This is a genomic window from Dechloromonas hortensis, assembly GCF_009469765.1.
GTDB lineage: Bacteria > Pseudomonadota > Gammaproteobacteria > Burkholderiales > Rhodocyclaceae > Azonexus > Azonexus hortensis.
On sequence record NZ_SSSQ01000001.1, the window covers coordinates 571,888 to 589,022 of the forward strand.

17 protein-coding genes are annotated in these 17,135 nt (G+C 59.5%); 10 read left to right on the top strand and 7 right to left on the bottom strand.

The window, feature by feature from the left end; genetic code table 11:
• The first annotated feature begins 23 nt into the window (after nucleotides 1–23).
• Genes GH663_RS02835 through GH663_RS02875 form a run of 9 tightly spaced genes read left to right on the top strand, consistent with a single transcriptional unit; the run spans nucleotide 24 to nucleotide 6,912 of the window.
• Complete coding sequence (locus GH663_RS02835; RefSeq protein WP_153130191.1) at nucleotides 24–365, top strand: ATP synthase subunit I; 342 nt, start codon at nucleotides 24–26, stop codon at nucleotides 363–365.
• Between the two features lie 2 nt (nucleotides 366–367).
• The gene (gene atpB / locus GH663_RS02840) at nucleotides 368–1,237 is read left to right on the top strand and encodes a F0F1 ATP synthase subunit A (protein WP_153130192.1); all 870 of its coding nucleotides are present in this window, start codon (nucleotides 368–370) and stop codon (nucleotides 1,235–1,237) included.
• Nucleotides 1,238–1,288: 51 nt separating this feature from the next.
• Entirely contained in the window at nucleotides 1,289–1,537 is a 249-nt protein-coding gene (atpE, locus tag GH663_RS02845) for a F0F1 ATP synthase subunit C (RefSeq protein ID WP_027457100.1), read from the top strand.
• Between the two features lie 38 nt (nucleotides 1,538–1,575).
• On the top strand, nucleotides 1,576–2,046 hold the full coding sequence (locus tag GH663_RS02850) for a F0F1 ATP synthase subunit B (protein ID WP_066885804.1): 471 nt from the start codon (nucleotides 1,576–1,578) through the stop codon (nucleotides 2,044–2,046).
• Nucleotides 2,047–2,051: 5 nt separating this feature from the next.
• On the top strand, nucleotides 2,052–2,585 hold the full coding sequence (locus GH663_RS02855; RefSeq protein ID WP_153130193.1) for a F0F1 ATP synthase subunit delta: 534 nt from the start codon (nucleotides 2,052–2,054) through the stop codon (nucleotides 2,583–2,585).
• A gap of 9 nt (nucleotides 2,586–2,594) precedes the next feature.
• Nucleotides 2,595–4,133, top strand: coding sequence for a F0F1 ATP synthase subunit alpha (gene atpA / locus GH663_RS02860; protein WP_153130194.1), 1,539 nt, complete (start codon nucleotides 2,595–2,597; stop codon nucleotides 4,131–4,133).
• 17 nt (nucleotides 4,134–4,150) lie between these two features.
• Nucleotides 4,151–5,020, top strand: a complete 870-nt coding sequence (gene atpG, locus GH663_RS02865) for a F0F1 ATP synthase subunit gamma (RefSeq protein WP_153130195.1) — start codon at nucleotides 4,151–4,153, stop codon at nucleotides 5,018–5,020.
• Between the two features lie 37 nt (nucleotides 5,021–5,057).
• The gene (atpD, locus tag GH663_RS02870) at nucleotides 5,058–6,461 is read left to right on the top strand and encodes a F0F1 ATP synthase subunit beta (RefSeq protein ID WP_066885793.1); all 1,404 of its coding nucleotides are present in this window, start codon (nucleotides 5,058–5,060) and stop codon (nucleotides 6,459–6,461) included.
• Between the two features lie 25 nt (nucleotides 6,462–6,486).
• Nucleotides 6,487–6,912 (top strand): F0F1 ATP synthase subunit epsilon, encoded by a 426-nt coding sequence (locus tag GH663_RS02875; RefSeq protein ID WP_153130196.1) that lies wholly within the window; start codon nucleotides 6,487–6,489, stop codon nucleotides 6,910–6,912.
• Nucleotides 6,913–6,978: 66 nt separating this feature from the next.
• Here the strand turns inward: GH663_RS02875 and GH663_RS02880 are convergent, their stop codons facing one another.
• The 7 genes from GH663_RS02880 to GH663_RS02910 form a co-directional block, all read right to left on the bottom strand.
• Nucleotides 6,979–7,551 carry a ubiquinone biosynthesis accessory factor UbiJ gene (locus GH663_RS02880; protein WP_153130197.1) on the bottom strand — a complete coding sequence of 191 codons (573 nt, stop codon included), beginning with the start codon at nucleotides 7,549–7,551 and terminating at the stop codon, nucleotides 6,979–6,981.
• A gap of 40 nt (nucleotides 7,552–7,591) precedes the next feature.
• Nucleotides 7,592–8,329 (bottom strand): bifunctional demethylmenaquinone methyltransferase/2-methoxy-6-polyprenyl-1,4-benzoquinol methylase UbiE, encoded by a 738-nt coding sequence (ubiE, locus tag GH663_RS02885; RefSeq protein ID WP_153130198.1) that lies wholly within the window; start codon nucleotides 8,327–8,329, stop codon nucleotides 7,592–7,594.
• Between the two features lie 4 nt (nucleotides 8,330–8,333).
• Complete coding sequence (locus GH663_RS02890; protein WP_153130199.1) at nucleotides 8,334–8,756, bottom strand: gamma-butyrobetaine hydroxylase family protein; 423 nt, start codon at nucleotides 8,754–8,756, stop codon at nucleotides 8,334–8,336.
• 62 nt (nucleotides 8,757–8,818) lie between these two features.
• Nucleotides 8,819–10,423 carry a cyclic-di-GMP receptor FimW-related protein gene (locus GH663_RS02895; RefSeq protein ID WP_153130200.1) on the bottom strand — a complete coding sequence of 535 codons (1,605 nt, stop codon included), beginning with the start codon at nucleotides 10,421–10,423 and terminating at the stop codon, nucleotides 8,819–8,821.
• 9 nt (nucleotides 10,424–10,432) lie between these two features.
• The gene (locus GH663_RS02900; protein ID WP_153130201.1) at nucleotides 10,433–10,891 is read right to left on the bottom strand and encodes an HIT family protein; all 459 of its coding nucleotides are present in this window, start codon (nucleotides 10,889–10,891) and stop codon (nucleotides 10,433–10,435) included.
• Between the two features lie 92 nt (nucleotides 10,892–10,983).
• Entirely contained in the window at nucleotides 10,984–14,859 is a 3,876-nt protein-coding gene (locus GH663_RS02905; protein WP_153130202.1) for a DUF3683 domain-containing protein, read from the bottom strand.
• 132 nt (nucleotides 14,860–14,991) lie between these two features.
• Entirely contained in the window at nucleotides 14,992–15,414 is a 423-nt protein-coding gene (locus tag GH663_RS02910; protein WP_153130203.1) for a YqaA family protein, read from the bottom strand.
• A gap of 36 nt (nucleotides 15,415–15,450) precedes the next feature.
• Here GH663_RS02910 and ilvA point away from each other — a divergent pair, with 36 nt between their 5' ends.
• Entirely contained in the window at nucleotides 15,451–16,995 is a 1,545-nt protein-coding gene (ilvA, locus tag GH663_RS02915; RefSeq protein ID WP_066885767.1) for a threonine ammonia-lyase, biosynthetic, read from the top strand.
• The last annotated feature ends 140 nt before the right edge of the window (nucleotides 16,996–17,135 follow it).

The window sequence follows — 17,135 nt, forward strand, 5'->3', positions numbered from 1 at the left end:
CCGGTCAACGATTGAATAGCACCATGTACAGAGCAATTATTCTGCAATTTGGTGCAGCACTCATAACAGCAATCGGGGCCGGTGCAATCGTAGGGACGCGGGGGCTTGTCTCGGTGGGGTTAGCGGCTTTGGCCTGCATATTACCCAACCTATTCTTTGCCATCCGGTTGACGATGGTGACAAATCGCCCGGACGCATCGTTCGCAGCGAATTTCTTCATCGGTGAGTTCCTCAAGATAGCTGCCACCATTGGATTTTTGGCAATCGCCGTCAAGGGGTATCCCGAGATGCACTGGCCCAGCTTGCTGATCGGCTTCGCGATTGTTTTGCATGCAGGTTTTATAGCGTTTTGGAAGAAACCCTGATTATGTCTACAGCAGGCCACGAAGAAGCAGCAGCAAACGCGCCGACCGCCGGCGAATATATCGTTCACCATCTGACGCAATGGAACTCCACCGGTCATGCGCAGAAGGATGTAATCGATTTCAGCGTCATCAACATCGACACCATGATCTTTTCCGTCCTGATGGGCGTACTGGGTCTGTTCGTCATGTGGCGCGTCGCCAAGAGCGTCACCTCCGGTGTTCCGGGTCGCATGCAGGCCGCGGTCGAAATCGTTCTCGAAATGGTCAACGACCAGGCCAAGGGCATCGTCCATAGCGCCGAATCCCGCAAGTTCGTCGGCCCACTCGCGCTGACCGTCTTCATCTGGATCTTCCTGATGAACTCGATGGACTTCCTGCCGGTCGACCTGCTGCCGACCATCTGGCAAACGATCACCGGTGACCACCACGCCTATCTGCGCGTCGTCCCGACTGCCGACCTGAACGGCACGCTCGGCATGTCGACGGGCGTTCTTTTGATCTGTGTGTACTACAACATCAAGATCAAGGGGATGGGCGGCTGGGTGCATGAACTCTTCACCGCACCGTTCGGTAGCCACCCGCTGCTCTACCCGGTCAATTTCGCCATGCAGATGATCGAATTCCTCGCCAAGACCGTCTCCCACGGTATGCGGCTGTTCGGCAACATGTATGCGGGCGAACTAGTCTTCATGCTGATCGCCCTGATGGGTGCGGCCTGGACGGCAAGCGCCACGGGCGTCTCCCTGTTCCTCGGTCACATCGTGGCCGGTTCGATCTGGGCAATCTTCCACATCCTGATCGTTGCCCTGCAGGCTTTCATTTTCATGATGCTGACCCTGGTCTATGTCGGCCAGGCTCACGAAGCACACTGATTTCGTTGTAACTTTAGTAGTTTTTACTTTTTAACTTAGCAAGGAGTTGTCATGGAACACGTTCTCGGTTTTGTTGCTCTGGCTGCCGGCCTGATCATTGGTCTGGGCGCTATCGGTGCCTGTATCGGTATCGGTCTGATGGGTGGCAAGTACATTGAAGCCTCTGCCCGCCAGCCTGAGCTGATGAACGCTCTGCAAACCAAGATGTTCCTGCTGGCCGGTCTGATCGACGCCGCCTTCCTGATTGGCGTCGGTATCGCCATGATGTTTGCCTTCGCCAACCCGTTCAAGCTGGTTTAATCGGTCCTCACCGATCAACTCTTTAGAGGACTAATACCGTGAATCTGAACGCAACGTTGTTTGCACAGCTCGTTGTGTTCTTCATTCTGGCGTGGTTCACGATGCAATTCGTGTGGCCCCCCATTGTGAAGGCGCTCGACGAGCGTGCGAAGAAGATCGCGGATGGACTGGCTGCTGCTGAACGCGGCAAGCATGATCTCGAACTGGCCACCAAGCGCTCCACGGAAGCTCTCCGTGAAGGCAAGGAAAAGGCTGCCGAACTCCTGGCACAAGCTGAAAAGCGCGCTGCCCAGGTGATCGAAGAAGCGAAGGCAACGGCGAAGACCGAAGCTGACCGCATCGTCGCCGGCGCCAAGGCAGAAATCGACCAGGAAGCTGTACGCGCCAAGGAACAACTGCGCGAACAAGTCTCTGCCCTGGTGGTTTCCGGTGCAGAAAAAATTCTGCGTCGCGAGATTAATGCCCAGGCTCATGCCGATATTCTGGCTACGATCAAACAGGATCTGTAAAGCTTATGGCTGAATCTGTCACCATCGCCCGCCCCTATGCCGAAGCCGTGTATCGCATGGCCCAGGAAAGCGGGGCGCAGGCTGCCTGGTCCGCGCGCCTTGAGCGCCTGGCACTGGTCGCCCAGGACGGGGACATGGCCTCGGTCATGAGCAATCCCCGGCTCTCCGTTGAGCAGGTTGCCGAACTCTTCATTTCTCTGTCCCAGGACAGCGATCCGATCTTCGGCAACTTCATTCGTACCCTCGCAGAAAACCGGCGTCTCGCGCTCCTGCCGGAGATTTCCCGGCTTTTCGAAATGGCTAAGAGCCAGGACGAAGGGGTCAAGGAGGCGGTGGTGTATTCGGCATTTCCCATTGACGACACCCAAGTGGCCAGCCTGCTGCAACAGCTAGAGCCCCGCTTTGCAACCCGCCTGACTGCCCGCGTCGTAATCGACCCGAGCCTGATCGGCGGCGTTCGTGTCGCTGTCGGTGACCAGGTGCTGGATGCTTCAGTCCGCGGCAAACTCGACTCGATGGCCGTGGCGCTGAACAACTAGGAGAATTTCATGCAGTTGAATCCTTCCGAAATTTCTGAACTGATCAAGAGCAAAATCCAGAACCTGCAAGGCGCATCGGAAGTGCGCACGCAGGGCACCGTGGTCTCCGTCACTGACGGTATCGTCCGCGTGCATGGTTTGCAAGACGTCATGCAAGGCGAAATGCTGGAATTCCCCGGCAACACCTTCGGCATGGCACTCAACCTCGAGCGCGACTCCGTCGGCGCCGTTATCCTCGGTGAATACGAGCATATTTCCGAAGGCGCCGTGGTCAAGACGACCGGTCGCATTCTGGAAGTGCCGGTTGGCCCGGAACTGCTCGGCCGCGTCGTCAATACGCTCGGCCAGCCGATTGACGGCAAGGGCCCGATCAACGCCAAGCTGACCGACAAGCTGGAAAAGGTTGCGCCCGGCGTTATTTGGCGTAAGTCCGTTTCCCAGCCGGTACAAACCGGTCTGAAGTGTGTCGACTCCATGGTTCCGGTTGGTCGCGGCCAGCGCGAGCTGATCATTGGCGACCGCCAGACCGGCAAAACCGCCGTTGCCGTCGATGCCATCATCAACCAGAAGGGCAAGAACCTCTTCTGCGTTTATGTCGCTATCGGCCAGAAGGCCTCCACTATCGCCAACGTCGTTCGCAAGCTGGAAGAGCACGGCGCGATGGAATACACCATCATCGTCGCCGCCTCCGCTTCCGAATCCGCTGCACTGCAGTACCTGGCTCCTTACGCCGGTTGCACGATGGGTGAATACTTCCGCGACCGTGGTCAAGACGCACTGATCGTTTATGACGATTTGACCAAACAGGCTTGGGGCTACCGTCAGGTTTCCCTGCTGCTGCGCCGTCCGCCAGGTCGTGAAGCCTACCCGGGCGACGTTTTCTATCTCCACTCCCGCCTCCTCGAACGTGCTGCTCGCGTTTCCGAAGCCTGGGTTGAGAAGTTCACCAACGGCGAAGTAACCGGCAAGAGCGGTTCGCTGACGGCACTGCCGGTCATCGAAACCCAAGCCGGTGACGTATCCGCTTTCGTTCCGACCAACGTAATTTCGATTACCGACGGTCAGATCTTCCTGGAAACCGACCTGTTCAATGCCGGTATCCGCCCTGCAATCAACGCCGGTATCTCCGTGTCCCGCGTCGGTGGCGCTGCCCAGACCAAGCTGATCAAGAAGCTCGGCGGCGGGGTCCGTCTGGCCCTGGCCCAGTACCGCGAACTCGCTGCATTTGCCCAGTTTGCTTCCGACCTCGACGAAGCAACCCGCAAGCAGCTGGAACGTGGCCGTCTGGTGACCGAACTGATGAAGCAGGCGCAATACTCTCCGATGAGCATCTCCGAGATGGCCGTCACGCTGTACGCAGCTGACAAGGGTTATTTCGATGATGTCGAAGTCAAGCGTGCCCTGGAATGCGAAAAGGCCATGATCGGCTACCTGAAGGCGAACTGCGCCGACGTCATGAATACCATGGAGTCCAAGGCAGACCTCGACGGTGAGACCGAAAAGGCGCTCGCCGCCGGCATCTCCGCGTTCAAGAGCAGCTGGGCCTAATCGGCTAGGAGAATTGCATGGCTAGCGGCAAGGAAATTCGCAACAAGATCAAGAGCGTAGAAGGTACGCGAAAGATCACCAAGGCCATGGAAATGGTGGCCGCATCCAAAATGCGCAAAGCGCAGGAACGGATGCGTGCTGCCCGTCCTTATGGTGAGAAAATCCGGCGCGTTGCAGGCAATCTGTCGCACGCCCTGACCGAGTACAAGCACCCGTTTCTGACCAAGCGTGAACAGGCCAATCTTGGCATGATTCTCGTCACGTCGGACAAGGGGCTGTGCGGTGGTTTGAACTCCAACCTCTTGCGCCTCGCGGTGATCAAGATGAAGGAGTTCGATGCTCAGGGCAAAAAGTTTCAGGCTACCTGCATCGGCAACAAGGGCTTCGGCTTCATGCAACGCGCAGGCGCTAAGATCGTCTCTCACGTGACGGGCCTTGGCGACACGCCGCATCTGGAAAAACTCATCGGGCCGGTCAAGGTTCAACTCGACGCCTACATGAATGGCGAGATCGACGCGCTGTACATTGGCTATACCCGCTTCATCAACACGATGAAGCAGGAACCGGTGTTCGAGCAGATTCTTCCCCTTTCCGACGATGCGGTCGGGTCGACCACCAAGTCGAATTCGAGCTGGGATTATGTCTACGAACCCGAAGCCAAGGCCGTTATCGACGATCTGCTGATCCGTTATGTAGAAGCTTTGATTTATCAGGCTGTGGCTGAAAACATGGCCTCCGAGCAATCTGCCCGGATGGTCGCCATGAAGTCTGCATCCGACAACGCCAAGAACGTTATCGGTGAATTGAAGCTGGTCTATAACAAGGCCCGTCAGGCCGCGATTACCAAGGAACTCTCGGAAATCGTAAGCGGTGCAGCCGCCGTCTGACGCAAGCGCGAAGCTTTTAATTATTGGGGATTTGAATATGAGTCAAGGTTCCATCGTTCAGTGCATCGGCGCCGTTGTGGACATCCACTTCCCGCGCGATGCCATGCCGAAGGTGTACGACGCGCTCAAGCTGGATGCTGCCGAAGTCAATGGCATGGCCGAAGAAGGCCTGACCTTTGAAGTTCAGCAACAACTGGGTGACGGCGTGGTTCGCACCATCGCCATGGGTTCATCCGACGGCCTGCGCCGCGGCATGAAAGTAAATAACACCGGTGCTGGTATCTCCGTGCCGGTCGGTATGGGTACGCTGGGTCGCATCATGGACGTGCTCGGCCGTCCAATTGACGAGGCGGGTCCGATCGACAGCAACGAGCTGCGCGAGATCCACGCACCGGCTCCGAAGTTCGACGAACTGTCCTCTTCCATCGATCTGCTGGAAACCGGCATCAAGGTTATCGACCTGATCTGCCCGTTCGCCAAGGGCGGCAAGGTCGGTCTGTTCGGTGGCGCCGGCGTCGGCAAGACCGTCAACATGATGGAGTTGATCAACAACATCGCCAAACAGCACGCCGGCTTGTCCGTGTTTGCTGGTGTCGGTGAGCGTACCCGTGAAGGGAACGACTTCTATCACGAAATGAAGGACTCCAACGTTCTCGACAAGGTCGCGATGGTGTTCGGTCAGATGAACGAGCCGCCGGGCAACCGTCTGCGCGTCGCGCTGACCGGCCTGACCATGGCCGAGCGTTTCCGTGACGATGGCCGCGACATCCTGTTCTTCGTCGACAACATCTACCGCTACACCCTGGCTGGTACGGAAGTTTCCGCACTGCTCGGCCGTATGCCTTCCGCCGTGGGCTATCAGCCGACGCTGGCTGAAGAAATGGGCCGTCTGCAAGAGCGTATTACCTCGACCAAGGTCGGCTCGATCACCTCGATTCAGGCCGTTTACGTACCTGCTGATGACTTGACCGACCCGTCTCCGGCTACCACCTTCCTGCACTTGGACTCCACGGTCGTGCTGTCGCGTGACATCGCCTCGCTGGGTATCTACCCGGCTGTCGATCCGCTCGACTCCACTTCCCGCCAGCTCGATCCGCAAGTCGTTGGTGAAGAGCACTACTCGGTTGCCCGTGCCGTGCAGATGAATCTGCAACGCTACAAGGAACTGCGCGACATCATCGCGATTCTGGGTATGGACGAACTGTCTCCGGAAGACAAGCTCGCCGTTTCCCGCGCTCGCAAGATTCAGCGTTTCCTTTCGCAGCCGTTCCATGTGGCTGAAGTCTTCACCGGCTCGCCGGGCAAGTTCGTTTCCCTCAAGGACACGATCAAGGGCTTCAAGGGCATTTGTGCCGGTGAATACGATCACCTGCCGGAACAAGCGTTCTACATGGTCGGCGGTATCGAGGAAGTCATCGAAAAGGCCAAGACGCTGCAGTAATGCAGCCTCAGCATAGGAGCCAGCGATGGTTATGACTGTTCATTGTGATGTCGTCAGCGCCGAGGAGTCCATCTTCTCCGGTCTGGTCGAAATGGCGGTGTTTCCCGGTGAGGCCGGGGAGCTCGGCATTCTGCCGCACCATACGCCTTTGCTTACCCGCATCAAGCCGGGCACCATTCGTCTCAAGGTGCAGGATCAAAGCGAATTTGAGCTGGTATATGTATCCGGTGGCATGCTGGAAGTTCAGCCTGACATGATTACCGTGCTGGCCGATACGGCCATCCGGGCGCATGATCTGGATGAAGCCAAGGCACTTGAAGCCAAGAAGCGGGCCGAAGAAGCACTTTCCAATCGGCAGGCTGAAATCGACTACGCTGCTGCAGAAGCTGAACTGGCTCAGGCCATTGCACAGCTTCAGGCTATCCAGCGCCTGCGCAAGTCGGTTCACTGAATCCGTTTCACGGATGCAAAAAGGGCAGCCTAGGCTGCCCTTTTTATTTGCCTGTCGTTGTTGCTATCAAAATCGATCCAGTCTTTTCTCGAATCGAGCGACCGCATCACGCAAGACATCGACTTCACGGATGAAGGCTGCAACCTCGCGCGGCGCAGGCAGCGAACTGGAATCTTCCGTTAAATATTCGACGATGTTTTGGGTGGCTTTGCTGGCCGACTCCCTACTTCCCGAAAGAAATTTTTGACGGAGTTTTTCAACACGGTATGCCGGGATATCCCCGACATGCGCCGCCAAATCTGCTTCGATATCCCAGCGCAAATTGCGAAAGACAAAAGCCAGAGTCTCCGCAAAGTCGATGGAACCGGACAATCTGGCAGCTTGAAACACCGCATCTTTATCAAGCAGAAGCTTGGCGGGCGTATCCGCTGGCAGATTCACCGTGACTGCGACCGGTTCTTTTGACGAACCGGCAGCAAAGAAGCCCCGACTATCAACAACCAGATAGATATCCAGCGCCCCCATACGGATCAGGGTCTGCTTGCCATCAAACAGACGCAGACGCTCCGAAGCCCACGCCTCATTCTGAATAAGGTGATTCAGAAGGCGGGACAGGAGACGTTCAAACGATGACATCATCGACAATCACCAATAGTGATGCTCGGCGGACAGCATGAGTTCAGAATTTATACCCACGATGCAGGGCGACCACCCCGAATGCCATGTTGAAAAATTCGACTTTTTCAAAACCGACGTCTTCCATCATGCCCTTCAGTTCTTCCTGGCTCGGGTGCACGCGAATCGATTCGGAAAGATAGCGATAGCTGTCGGAATCGTTGGTGACCAGCTTGCCGACCCGCGGAATGACCTGGAAGGAATAGAAGTCGTAAACCGGCGCCAGCGGCTTCCAGACTTTGGAAAACTCCAGCACCAGCAGCCGCCCGCCCGGGCGCAGAACACGATACATTTCGGCCAGCGCGCCGTCTTTGTGGGTCATGTTGCGCAAGCCGAAGGCGACGGTGACACAATCAAAGTAATCGTCCGGGAAAGGCAGCTTCTCGGCATCGCACTGCGCAGCCGGAACCATGTAGCCTTTGTCGAGCAAGCGATCACGCCCGCGGGCCAGCATTGCATTGTTGATATCGGTAAGCCAGACCTCGCCGCTTTTGCCGACTCGCTTGGCAAAAGCCAGCGACAGGTCGCCGGTACCACCGGCCACATCGAGTACGCGGGAGCCTTCGCGGACGCCGCTGCGCTGAATGGTAAAGGCCTTCCAGAGGCGATGCATGCCTCCCGACATCAAGTCGTTCATCAGGTCATAGCGACTGGCAACCGAGTCAAAAACATCGGCAACACGCCGTGCTTTTTCCTGCTCGGCGACCGTTTCAAAGCCAAAATGGGTTTTATCGTTGTTCATGGTATCAATGATGATGTCCACAGCTACCGCCGGCAGCCGGGCGTGAGGTCGTATCTATGTCCCGCGACAGGCCTTGCCCTTCAATCTGCTCAAGATAGGCCTGCCACAGCTCATCGTGGTGGACGCCAAGGTTATAAAGCAGGTCCCACGAATACAGGCCGCTGTCGTGACCATCGGAGAAGACGAAACGTAGTGCATAGGTACCGACAGGCTCGACGCGTTCAATCTCGACATTCCGCTTGCCGGTCTGCAGCGTTTCCTGACCAGGGCCATGCCCGCGCGCTTCGGCCGAGGGAGTGTACACACGCAAGTATTCGAAATCCAACTTGAAACTTTCACCACTCTCGTAGGAAATCTCCAGCACGCGCGATTTCTGATGCAGTTTGATTTCGCTCGGAATCGGCGTATCCCGCTCAATACCAGCCATAACTTCCTCCAGGGTAAGGGCGCTAGTTTAGCGCACTCGTTCCAGTCTGGCGGCAAGATAGGTCAAAGAGGATCGTAGGTGACCCGGTCGAAATCCAGCCCGCGCTGCAGGATGTGCTTCAGTCGGACCTGCCAGTGTGCCTCCCCGTTAAAAACATCGAGGACCCGACTGGCCTGGTACATCCCGACCGGGATGACGATCGAGCCGGCTTCGTGAATCGCCGGCACAGCGGGCAACAGAAAAGCCCGCACGAAATGCTCACCGGCGGCAGCACTGCTCGCCGCATAGCGCACCCCGATCCCGGTCGGCATGCCCGGCAGGCTGGCGACGCCGACGATCAGGCCACCGCTCTCTTCCTGCATCAGCCAACTGGCTTGAACGAGCAGGAAATGCTCACCATCGTGCGGACAGACCGCCATCAACTGCCCGTGCGCCAGTTTTTGGCCGGCACCGTTGCGGGCCAGGCGAAAGCCATTGGCGGAATGGTTGATGACCGACCATTCGTCGACTGGAAAGCTGACACTGGGCTTGATACTCAATGCCTGACCAGGCTCGGCCCGGTCGCGGAAGGTAAATAGCTGGTCGAAATCGCCCCGCGAATAGGCACTAGCCGAATCCGGTTGAACGAACTCATGCCCGGTAACATAGAAATGGATCGCCTCCAGCCCGACCACCACCCGGGCGATCCCGGTCGTCGGAAAGCGCCGGAAGCGGCGGGGCGAGGCCAATTGGCTCCACGGGCGGGACAGGTGCTCGAGCAACTGGATGACATGGCTGGAGGTTTCTTCCCCCAGACCGAGTTGGGACGGCGTGATGCGCTGGTGCAACTGGCTGAGCATGTGATTGATCTGCAAGCCCAGACGCGTCGTGTCGAGACGGCGGGCATCACTGCCCGGTTCGTCGGCCAGCGCGCATGGATGCAAGGGCGCATCCTTCATCAATTCGACGATGTAGGGCGGAATATTCGGCTCGTCGTCGAGTCGGTGCAGTGAAATTAGCGGCGCCCACAGGCCGGCCCATCGTCGAATCAGGTTCAGGTTGCGCACGCTATTGCTGTACGGACTGGCCAGATCAATCAGCAACAGCGTGGCATAGGCTGCGGCACAGTGCGTCGCCTGCAAGTTGTTTTCCAGCACGTCTTCGACGGGCAAACAGGCAACACCCCACTCTTCGGCAGTTTCGTAATAGCCATGCAATTCCATCCAGATGCCGGCCGGCAACTCGCGACGGGCCCGATAATGCTCGAGGATGATCATCCCCGTGTAGTAAAGGCAGCGGTGCAGGATGGTCGCCATCAATGACGCATACTGCGTGTTGGCGGCGTCCGGCTCCTCCAGGCGCGCGCACAGCGCATAGGCCTTGCTGGTCTTGCGCCAGACTGCGACCACCTGCTCGAAAGAGGCCTCTTCGTCATCGCTCAGCGTGAGCGGCTTGTTGTGATAGCGCCGGGCCATTTCTTCTTCGACGAAACACATCGGCACCCGTGCCTGTTCCAGCAACGCAAACAACACGCCGGGATCCGGCGGCTCCACCAGCAGGCTATCCAGCAGGCGGATCAACTGTTGCTCAGCCGCCAGCGGATTGGCCAGCGGCAGTTGGGCCAGCAGGTTAGCCCCGGTTTGCAAATCGCGAATCGACAGTTCGCTTGCCCGGAAGTTATCGTTCATGACATTTCCCTACTGCACACTGCCACCGAGCGCCCGGGAAAGTGCGTCAGCCAGCGTGGCATCGTCAACCGTCGGCGCTGCCGGGCGGCCTTCGCGATGCACGGCGCCCCAGATCGGCTCGGGGAAATGGCGGTCTTCCTGCCAGCGCGGAATGACGTGCCAGTGCACATGCGGCACGACATTGCCGAAACTGGCTAGATTGATCTTGTCCGGTGCGAACAGCGTTCTGATCACGCCCTCGACGGCGAACACGACGTCCATCAGGCTGCGCCGCTCGCCGGCATCAAGGTCGGTCATCTCGCGGACGTGGGCCGTCCAGATGACCCGGCAAAACCCCGGGTAGTTGGGGTCCGCAACCCGCACCACACGGCAGACCGGTGACTCCCAAAGCACCGTGCCGCCGCTTGAAAGACAAAGTTCACATGATTTGGAATTGGCGCCATTTCCCACGTTCAAAGCTCCGGTCATTTTTTTCTAGCATTACACCGGAACCTTAATAGCGCAACCGCGGCCGTGAATCCAGCAAGTAATTCACGGCCGGCGGGTAAATACAGCCGAGATCAGAGCAAAACGCGCTCGATCCCGCCGTTATTGGCGCGGTCAACATACTGCGCCGCCCAATTTTCACCGAGCAGATACTTGGCCATCTCGACCACGATGTAGTCGGCCTTGGTATCGGCGTCGTCCTCGTAGCGCGACAGGCCCTGCAAACAGGCCGGGCAGGAAGTCAAAATCTTGACGTCGCCCTTGAAGCCATCGGCCCGCAGCGCGGCGGCTTGGGTCTCGATGTCTTCCTGCTTGCGGAACTTGACCTGGGTCGCGATATCCGGCCGGGAGTAGGCAAAGGAACCGGCATCGCCGCAGCAGCGGTCGGTCAGCAGCACGTCCTGGCCCATCAGCGTCTTGGTCACCGCGAGCGGCGCGTAGGCCTTGATCGGCGTGTGGCAGGGATCGTGATACATGTAGCGGGTACCCTCAACCCCGTTGAGCTTGACGCCCTTTTCCATCAGGTACTCGTGGATATCGAGCAGGCGGCAACCGGGGAAGATCTTCTCGAACTGGTACTTCTGCAGTTGATCCATGCAGGTACCGCAGGAGACGATCACCGTTTTGATGTCGAGATAGTTCAGCGTGTTGGCGACGCGGTGGAAGAGCACGCGGTTGTCGGTGGTGATCTTCTGGCCCTTGTCTTCATCCCCGGAAGCGTTCTGCGGATAGCCGCAGCACAGGTAGCCCGGCGGCAGCACGGTCGTCGCGCCGATCTCGTAGAGCATGGCCTGGGTGGCCAGACCGACCTGCGAGAAGAGCCGTTCCGAACCGCAACCCGGGAAGTAGAAAACGGCATCGGATTCTTCGGTCGTCTTCTTGGGATTGCGGATAACCGGGATGACCTTGTCGTCCTCGATATCGAGCAGGGCGCGCGAGGTCCGCTTGGGCAGATTGCCCGGCATCGGCCGGTTCAGGAAGTGGATGATCTGCGTCTTGACGGTCGGCGCGCCGACCGTCGCCGGCGGATGCACTCGCGTTTCGCGGACTAGGCCGAGCCTCTTGACGGCCTTGTAGGCCAGGCGCTGCGCCTTGAAGCCGAAGTCCATCATGACGCCGCGCATCAGCTTGATGGTCGCCGGATCCTTCAGGTTCAGGTAGGTCATCGCCGCCGCCGTACCCGGACTGAAGCGCTTCTTCTCCTGCTTGCGCAGGAAATTGCGCATGGCGACGGAAACATCGCCGAAATCGATGTCGACCGGACAGGGTTTGACGCAACGATGGCAGACCGTGCAGTGGTCGGCGACGTCGTTGAATTCGTCGAAATGCTTCAGCGAAATGCCGCGCCGGGTCTGTTCTTCGTAGAGGAAGGCCTCGACCAGCAGCGAGGTGGCGAGAATCTTGTTGCGCGGCGAGTAGAGCAGGTTGGCGCGCGGCACATGGGTCGAGCAGACCGGCTTGCATTTGCCACAACGCAGGCAATCCTTGACCATATCGGAAATCTTGCCGATTTCCGACTGTTCCATGATCAGCGATTCGGTACCGAGCAGGCTGAAGGAGGGCGTATAGGCGTTGCCCAGATCGCCATGGGGCATCAGCTTGCCCTTGTTGAAGCGGCCTTCCGGATCGACCTTCTGCTTGTAGGCGCGGAAGGGGGCCAGTTCAGCTTCGCTGAGGAACTCCAGCTTGGTGATGCCGATGCCGTGTTCGCCGGAAATGACGCCATCCAGCGAGCGGGCGAGATGCATGATGCGCTCGACCGCCTTGTTGGCCGTCTGCAACATCTCGTAGTTGTCGGAATTGACCGGGATGTTGGTATGCACGTTGCCGTCGCCGGCGTGCATGTGTAGCGCGACAAAGACGCGGCCGCGCAGCACTTCCTTGTGGATGGCTTCGATGCGCTCGACGATCGGGCGATAGACCCCGCCGTCGAAAATCTTGATCAAGCGGGCATGCAGTTCCTGCTTCCAGGAAGTGCGCACCGAATAGTCCTGCAGCCGGTGGAACAGTTTCGGGTTGGCCGCCTTGTTGGTCAGCTCACCGGCCTGCACGCCGTAGGACGCAAAGCGCGACTCGGCCTCGGCCAGCGGCAGGTCGAGATTCTCGAGCAGCCATTCCCAGCGCAACCGAACCGCGTTGACGTAATCGAGTGCGGCCTGCCGGCGGTCGCCGATCAAGACCTCGCTGTCAATCGTCGTATCGCCGCGGTGCAGGGGCAGATCGCCCTTGAGGAACTCGCTGACTGCGTCGCACAGGGCCAGCTTGTTCTGCGTGGACAGCTCGATGTTGATGCGTTCGATGCCATCGCAATAGTCGCCCATCCGCGGCAGCGGGATGACGACGTCTTCATTGACCTTGAAGGCGTTGGTGTGACGCGAAATGGCCGCCGTCCGCGAGCGGTCGAGCCAGAATTTCTTGCGTGTTTCGGCGTTGACCGCAATGAAGCCTTCCGCCGCCCGCAGGTTGCACATGCGGACAACTTCGGAAGCAGCCGCCATCACGGCATTTTCGTCGTGACCGACGAGGTCGCCGAGCAGCACCATTTTCGGCCGGCCGTGGCGCTTGGCCTTGGTCGCGTAGCCGACCGCCTTGACATAGCGCTCGTCGAGATGCTCGAGGCCGGCCAACTGCACGCCGGCCGCCAGACCGGCACCGCCCGGCTTGAAATAGTCGGTGATTTCGACGATGGCGGGGACCGCTTCGCGGACCTGGCCGAAGAATTCGAGGCAGACCGTGCGCACCACCGGCGGCATCTTGTGCAGCACCCAGCGGGCGGCGACGATCAGGCCGTCGGTGCCTTCCTTCTGGACGCCGGGCACGCCGCCGAGGAACTTGTCGGTGACGTCCTTGCCGAGGCCAACCTTGCGGCAGGCGGCGCCGGCGATACTGAGGATTTCCTCGCCGAGCAGTTTCTTGCCGCTCGGATCGAAACGCTTCAGGCGGAACTCGACCTTCTCCTGCTCGTGGATCTTGCCGTAGTTGTGGTTCAGGCGTTCGACTTCTAGCCAGTTGCCGTCCGGATCGACCATCTTCCACCAGGCCAGGTTGTCGAGCGCAGTGCCCCACAACACGGCCTTCTTGCCGCCGGCATTCATCGCGATGTTGCCGCCGATGCAGGAAGCGCTGGCCGACGTCGGGTCGACGGCGAAGACGCGGCCGGCCGCCGAGGCGGCTTCGGCGACCCGCTCGGTGACGACGCCGGCACCGGTGCGGATGGTTGCGTAAGGTGCCGTATGGCCGGGCAGTACGATTTCTTCGACCGGGCCGATGTCGATCAGCTTTTCGGTATTGATCACCGCCGAGTGCGGCGTCAGCGGCACGGCGCCGCCGGTGTAGCCGGTGCCGCCGCCGCGCGGGATGATGGTCAGACCGGCCTCGATACAACCGCGGACGAGATGGCCGATTTCCTCTTCGGTATCCGGATAGAGGACGACGAAGGGGTATTCAACGCGCCAGTCGGTGGCGTCGGTGACATGCGAGACACGGGCCAGGCCATCGAAAGCGATGTTGTCCTTACGCGTGTGCTTGCCGAGAATTTTCTGGACCTTGCGGCGCAGGTCGTGCGTTTCGCCGAAGCGTTCGGCAAAACGGTTCACCGCATCGCGTGCCGCATCGACCAGGCGCTTGACCTTGGCGGCGCGTTCCGGCCCTTCGCTTTCCGTTGCCTCGCGGCGCTTTTCCACTTCGGAAAGGCGGTGGTGCAGGGCATTGACCAGGGCATCGCGGCGCTCGCGGTTGGCCAGCAGGTCGTCTTCCAGGTAGGGGTTGCGCTGCACGACCCAGATGTCGCCCAGCACCTCGTAGAGCATGCGCGCCGAACGGCCGGTGACGCGCTCGCTGCGGAGCTCGTCGAGCACGGCCCAGTTGTCGGCGCCGAGCAGGCGGATAACGATCTCACGATCGGAAAACGAAGTGTAGTTGTAAGGGATTTCGCGCAGGCGGGCAGTCATGGAAGCAGCCGGGGTCCGTCAAAAGATAAATTTTAGCGTATTGCAGCGCAACACGTCGGCAGAGATAGACTGTGCCGGCTAGGCAAAGGTTCAGCCGGGTGCGACCAAAGAGTGCGGCTATCTCTGCTGCAGTTAATTCATCGCCGACTGGGCGACCAGCCAGTAACGGGCAAATTTGCCGATGGCCATGAACAGGCAGCATGGCAACCAGTGCAGCCGCAGCCAGCCGGCAGCCAGACACAACGCGTCCCCAATCAGCGGCGCCCAGGCCAGCAGCAGGGCCGGGCTGCCCCAGCGTTCGAGTTTTTCCTTGTGCGGCAAGCGCTCCAGCCTTTGCCAGCGGGGCAGGTAGCGGCCGCACCACCAGGAGGTCATGCCGCCCGCCGTATTGCCAACGGTGACGAGGAGCAGGGCCACCCCGTATTGGCCGGGATGCAGCTTCAGAAAACCCCAGAGCAGGGCTTCGGAGCCGCCGGGCAGCACCGTGGCCGACAGGAAACTGGCAGCCAGCAAGCCCCAAAGCCCGTTTTCCGCCGTGACGTTTAGCCACTCCACCCGTAGAATCCCCCTTTTGCCCTTAAGAATCGCGCCATGCACCCCGATTATCTCGAAAAAGTTCTCAACGCACAGGTTTACGACGTGGCGATCGAAACGCCGCTCGAACTGGCTGGCAACCTTTCCGCTCGGGTCGGCAACAAGATTATTCTCAAGCGCGAAGACATGCAGCCGGTGTTCTCCTTCAAGCTACGCGGCGCCTACAACAAGATCGCCAGCCTGTCGGCCGAAAAGCTGAAGCGCGGCGTCATCTGCGCCTCGGCCGGCAACCACGCCCAAGGTGTCGCGCTATCGGCGGCCAAAGTCGGCTGCCGGGCGGTCATCGTCATGCCGACCTCGACGCCGGGCATCAAGATCGACGCGGTCAAGCGCCGCGGCGGCGAAGTCGTGCTATTCGGCGACTCTTTCGACGATTCCTACGCCCACGCGCTGGAACTGGAAAAATCCGAGAAGCTGACCTTCGTCCATCCTTTCGACGATCCGGAAGTGATCGCCGGGCAGGGCACCGTGGCGATGGAAATCCTGCGCCAGCACTCGCGGCACAACGGTCCGATCCATGCCGTGTTCTGCGCTATCGGCGGCGGTGGCCTGGCGGCCGGGGTGGCCGCCTACATCAAGCGCCTGCGCCCGGACGTCAAGGTGATCGGCGTCGAGACTTTCGACGCCGATGCGATGAAACAGTCGCTGGCCGCCGGCAAGCGGGTGCGCCTCGACCAGGTCGGCCTGTTCGCCGACGGCACCGCCGTCAAGCTGGTCGGCGAGGAAACCTTCCGGCTGTGCAAGGAATATCTCGACGAAGTCATCCTGGTCGACTCCGACGCCATCTGCGCCGCGATCAAGGACGTCTTCGAGGACACCCGCTCCATCCTCGAACCCTCGGGCGCGCTGGCCGTCGCCGGTGCCAAGGAGTACGCCCGCCAGCACAAGCTGAAGGACAAAAACCTGGTCGCGGTGACTTCCGGCGCCAACATGAACTTCGATCGCCTGCGCTTCGTCGCCGAGCGCGCCGAATTCGGCGAGCAGCGCGAAGCGGTGTTCGCCGTGACGCTGCCCGAGAAGCCGGGAGCCTACAAGAAATTCCTCGGCCTGATCGGCAAGCGCAACGTTACCGAATTCAACTACCGCTACCACACCGCCAGCGAGGCCCATGTTTTTGTCGGTGTCCAGGTGGTCGACCGCAAGGAATCGCTGAAGCTGGTCGATAGCCTGCAGAAACACGGCTACCCGACGCTCGACCTGACCGACGACGAGATGGCCAAGAACCACATCCGGCACATGGTCGGCGGCCATGCGCCAGCCGCCTGCGAAGCGGAACAAAACGGCGGCCTGCGCGAACTGCTCTACCGCTTCGAATTCCCGGAGCGGCCGGGCGCGCTGATGAATTTCCTGACCCAGATGAGTGCTGGCTGGAACATCAGCCTGTTCCATTACCGCAACCACGGTGCCGACTACGGCCGCGTGCTGGTCGGCATGCAGGTGCCGCCGGGCGAGATGAGCGAGTTCCGGAATTTCCTGACCAAGCTCGGCTACGCCCACTGGGACGAGAGCGACAACCCGGTCTACAAGCTCTTCCTCGGCTAATCGGGTTTGCTTATATCTTTGTAAGAATCAATTCTTTTTCGAAATAAAGCACGCTCCCTAGGCTCCGGTCATCGCGCTTTCTAGCGCAGCTTGACCGGAGTTTTTTCATGCGCAAAATTGCCTTTTCTGCGGCGTCGACC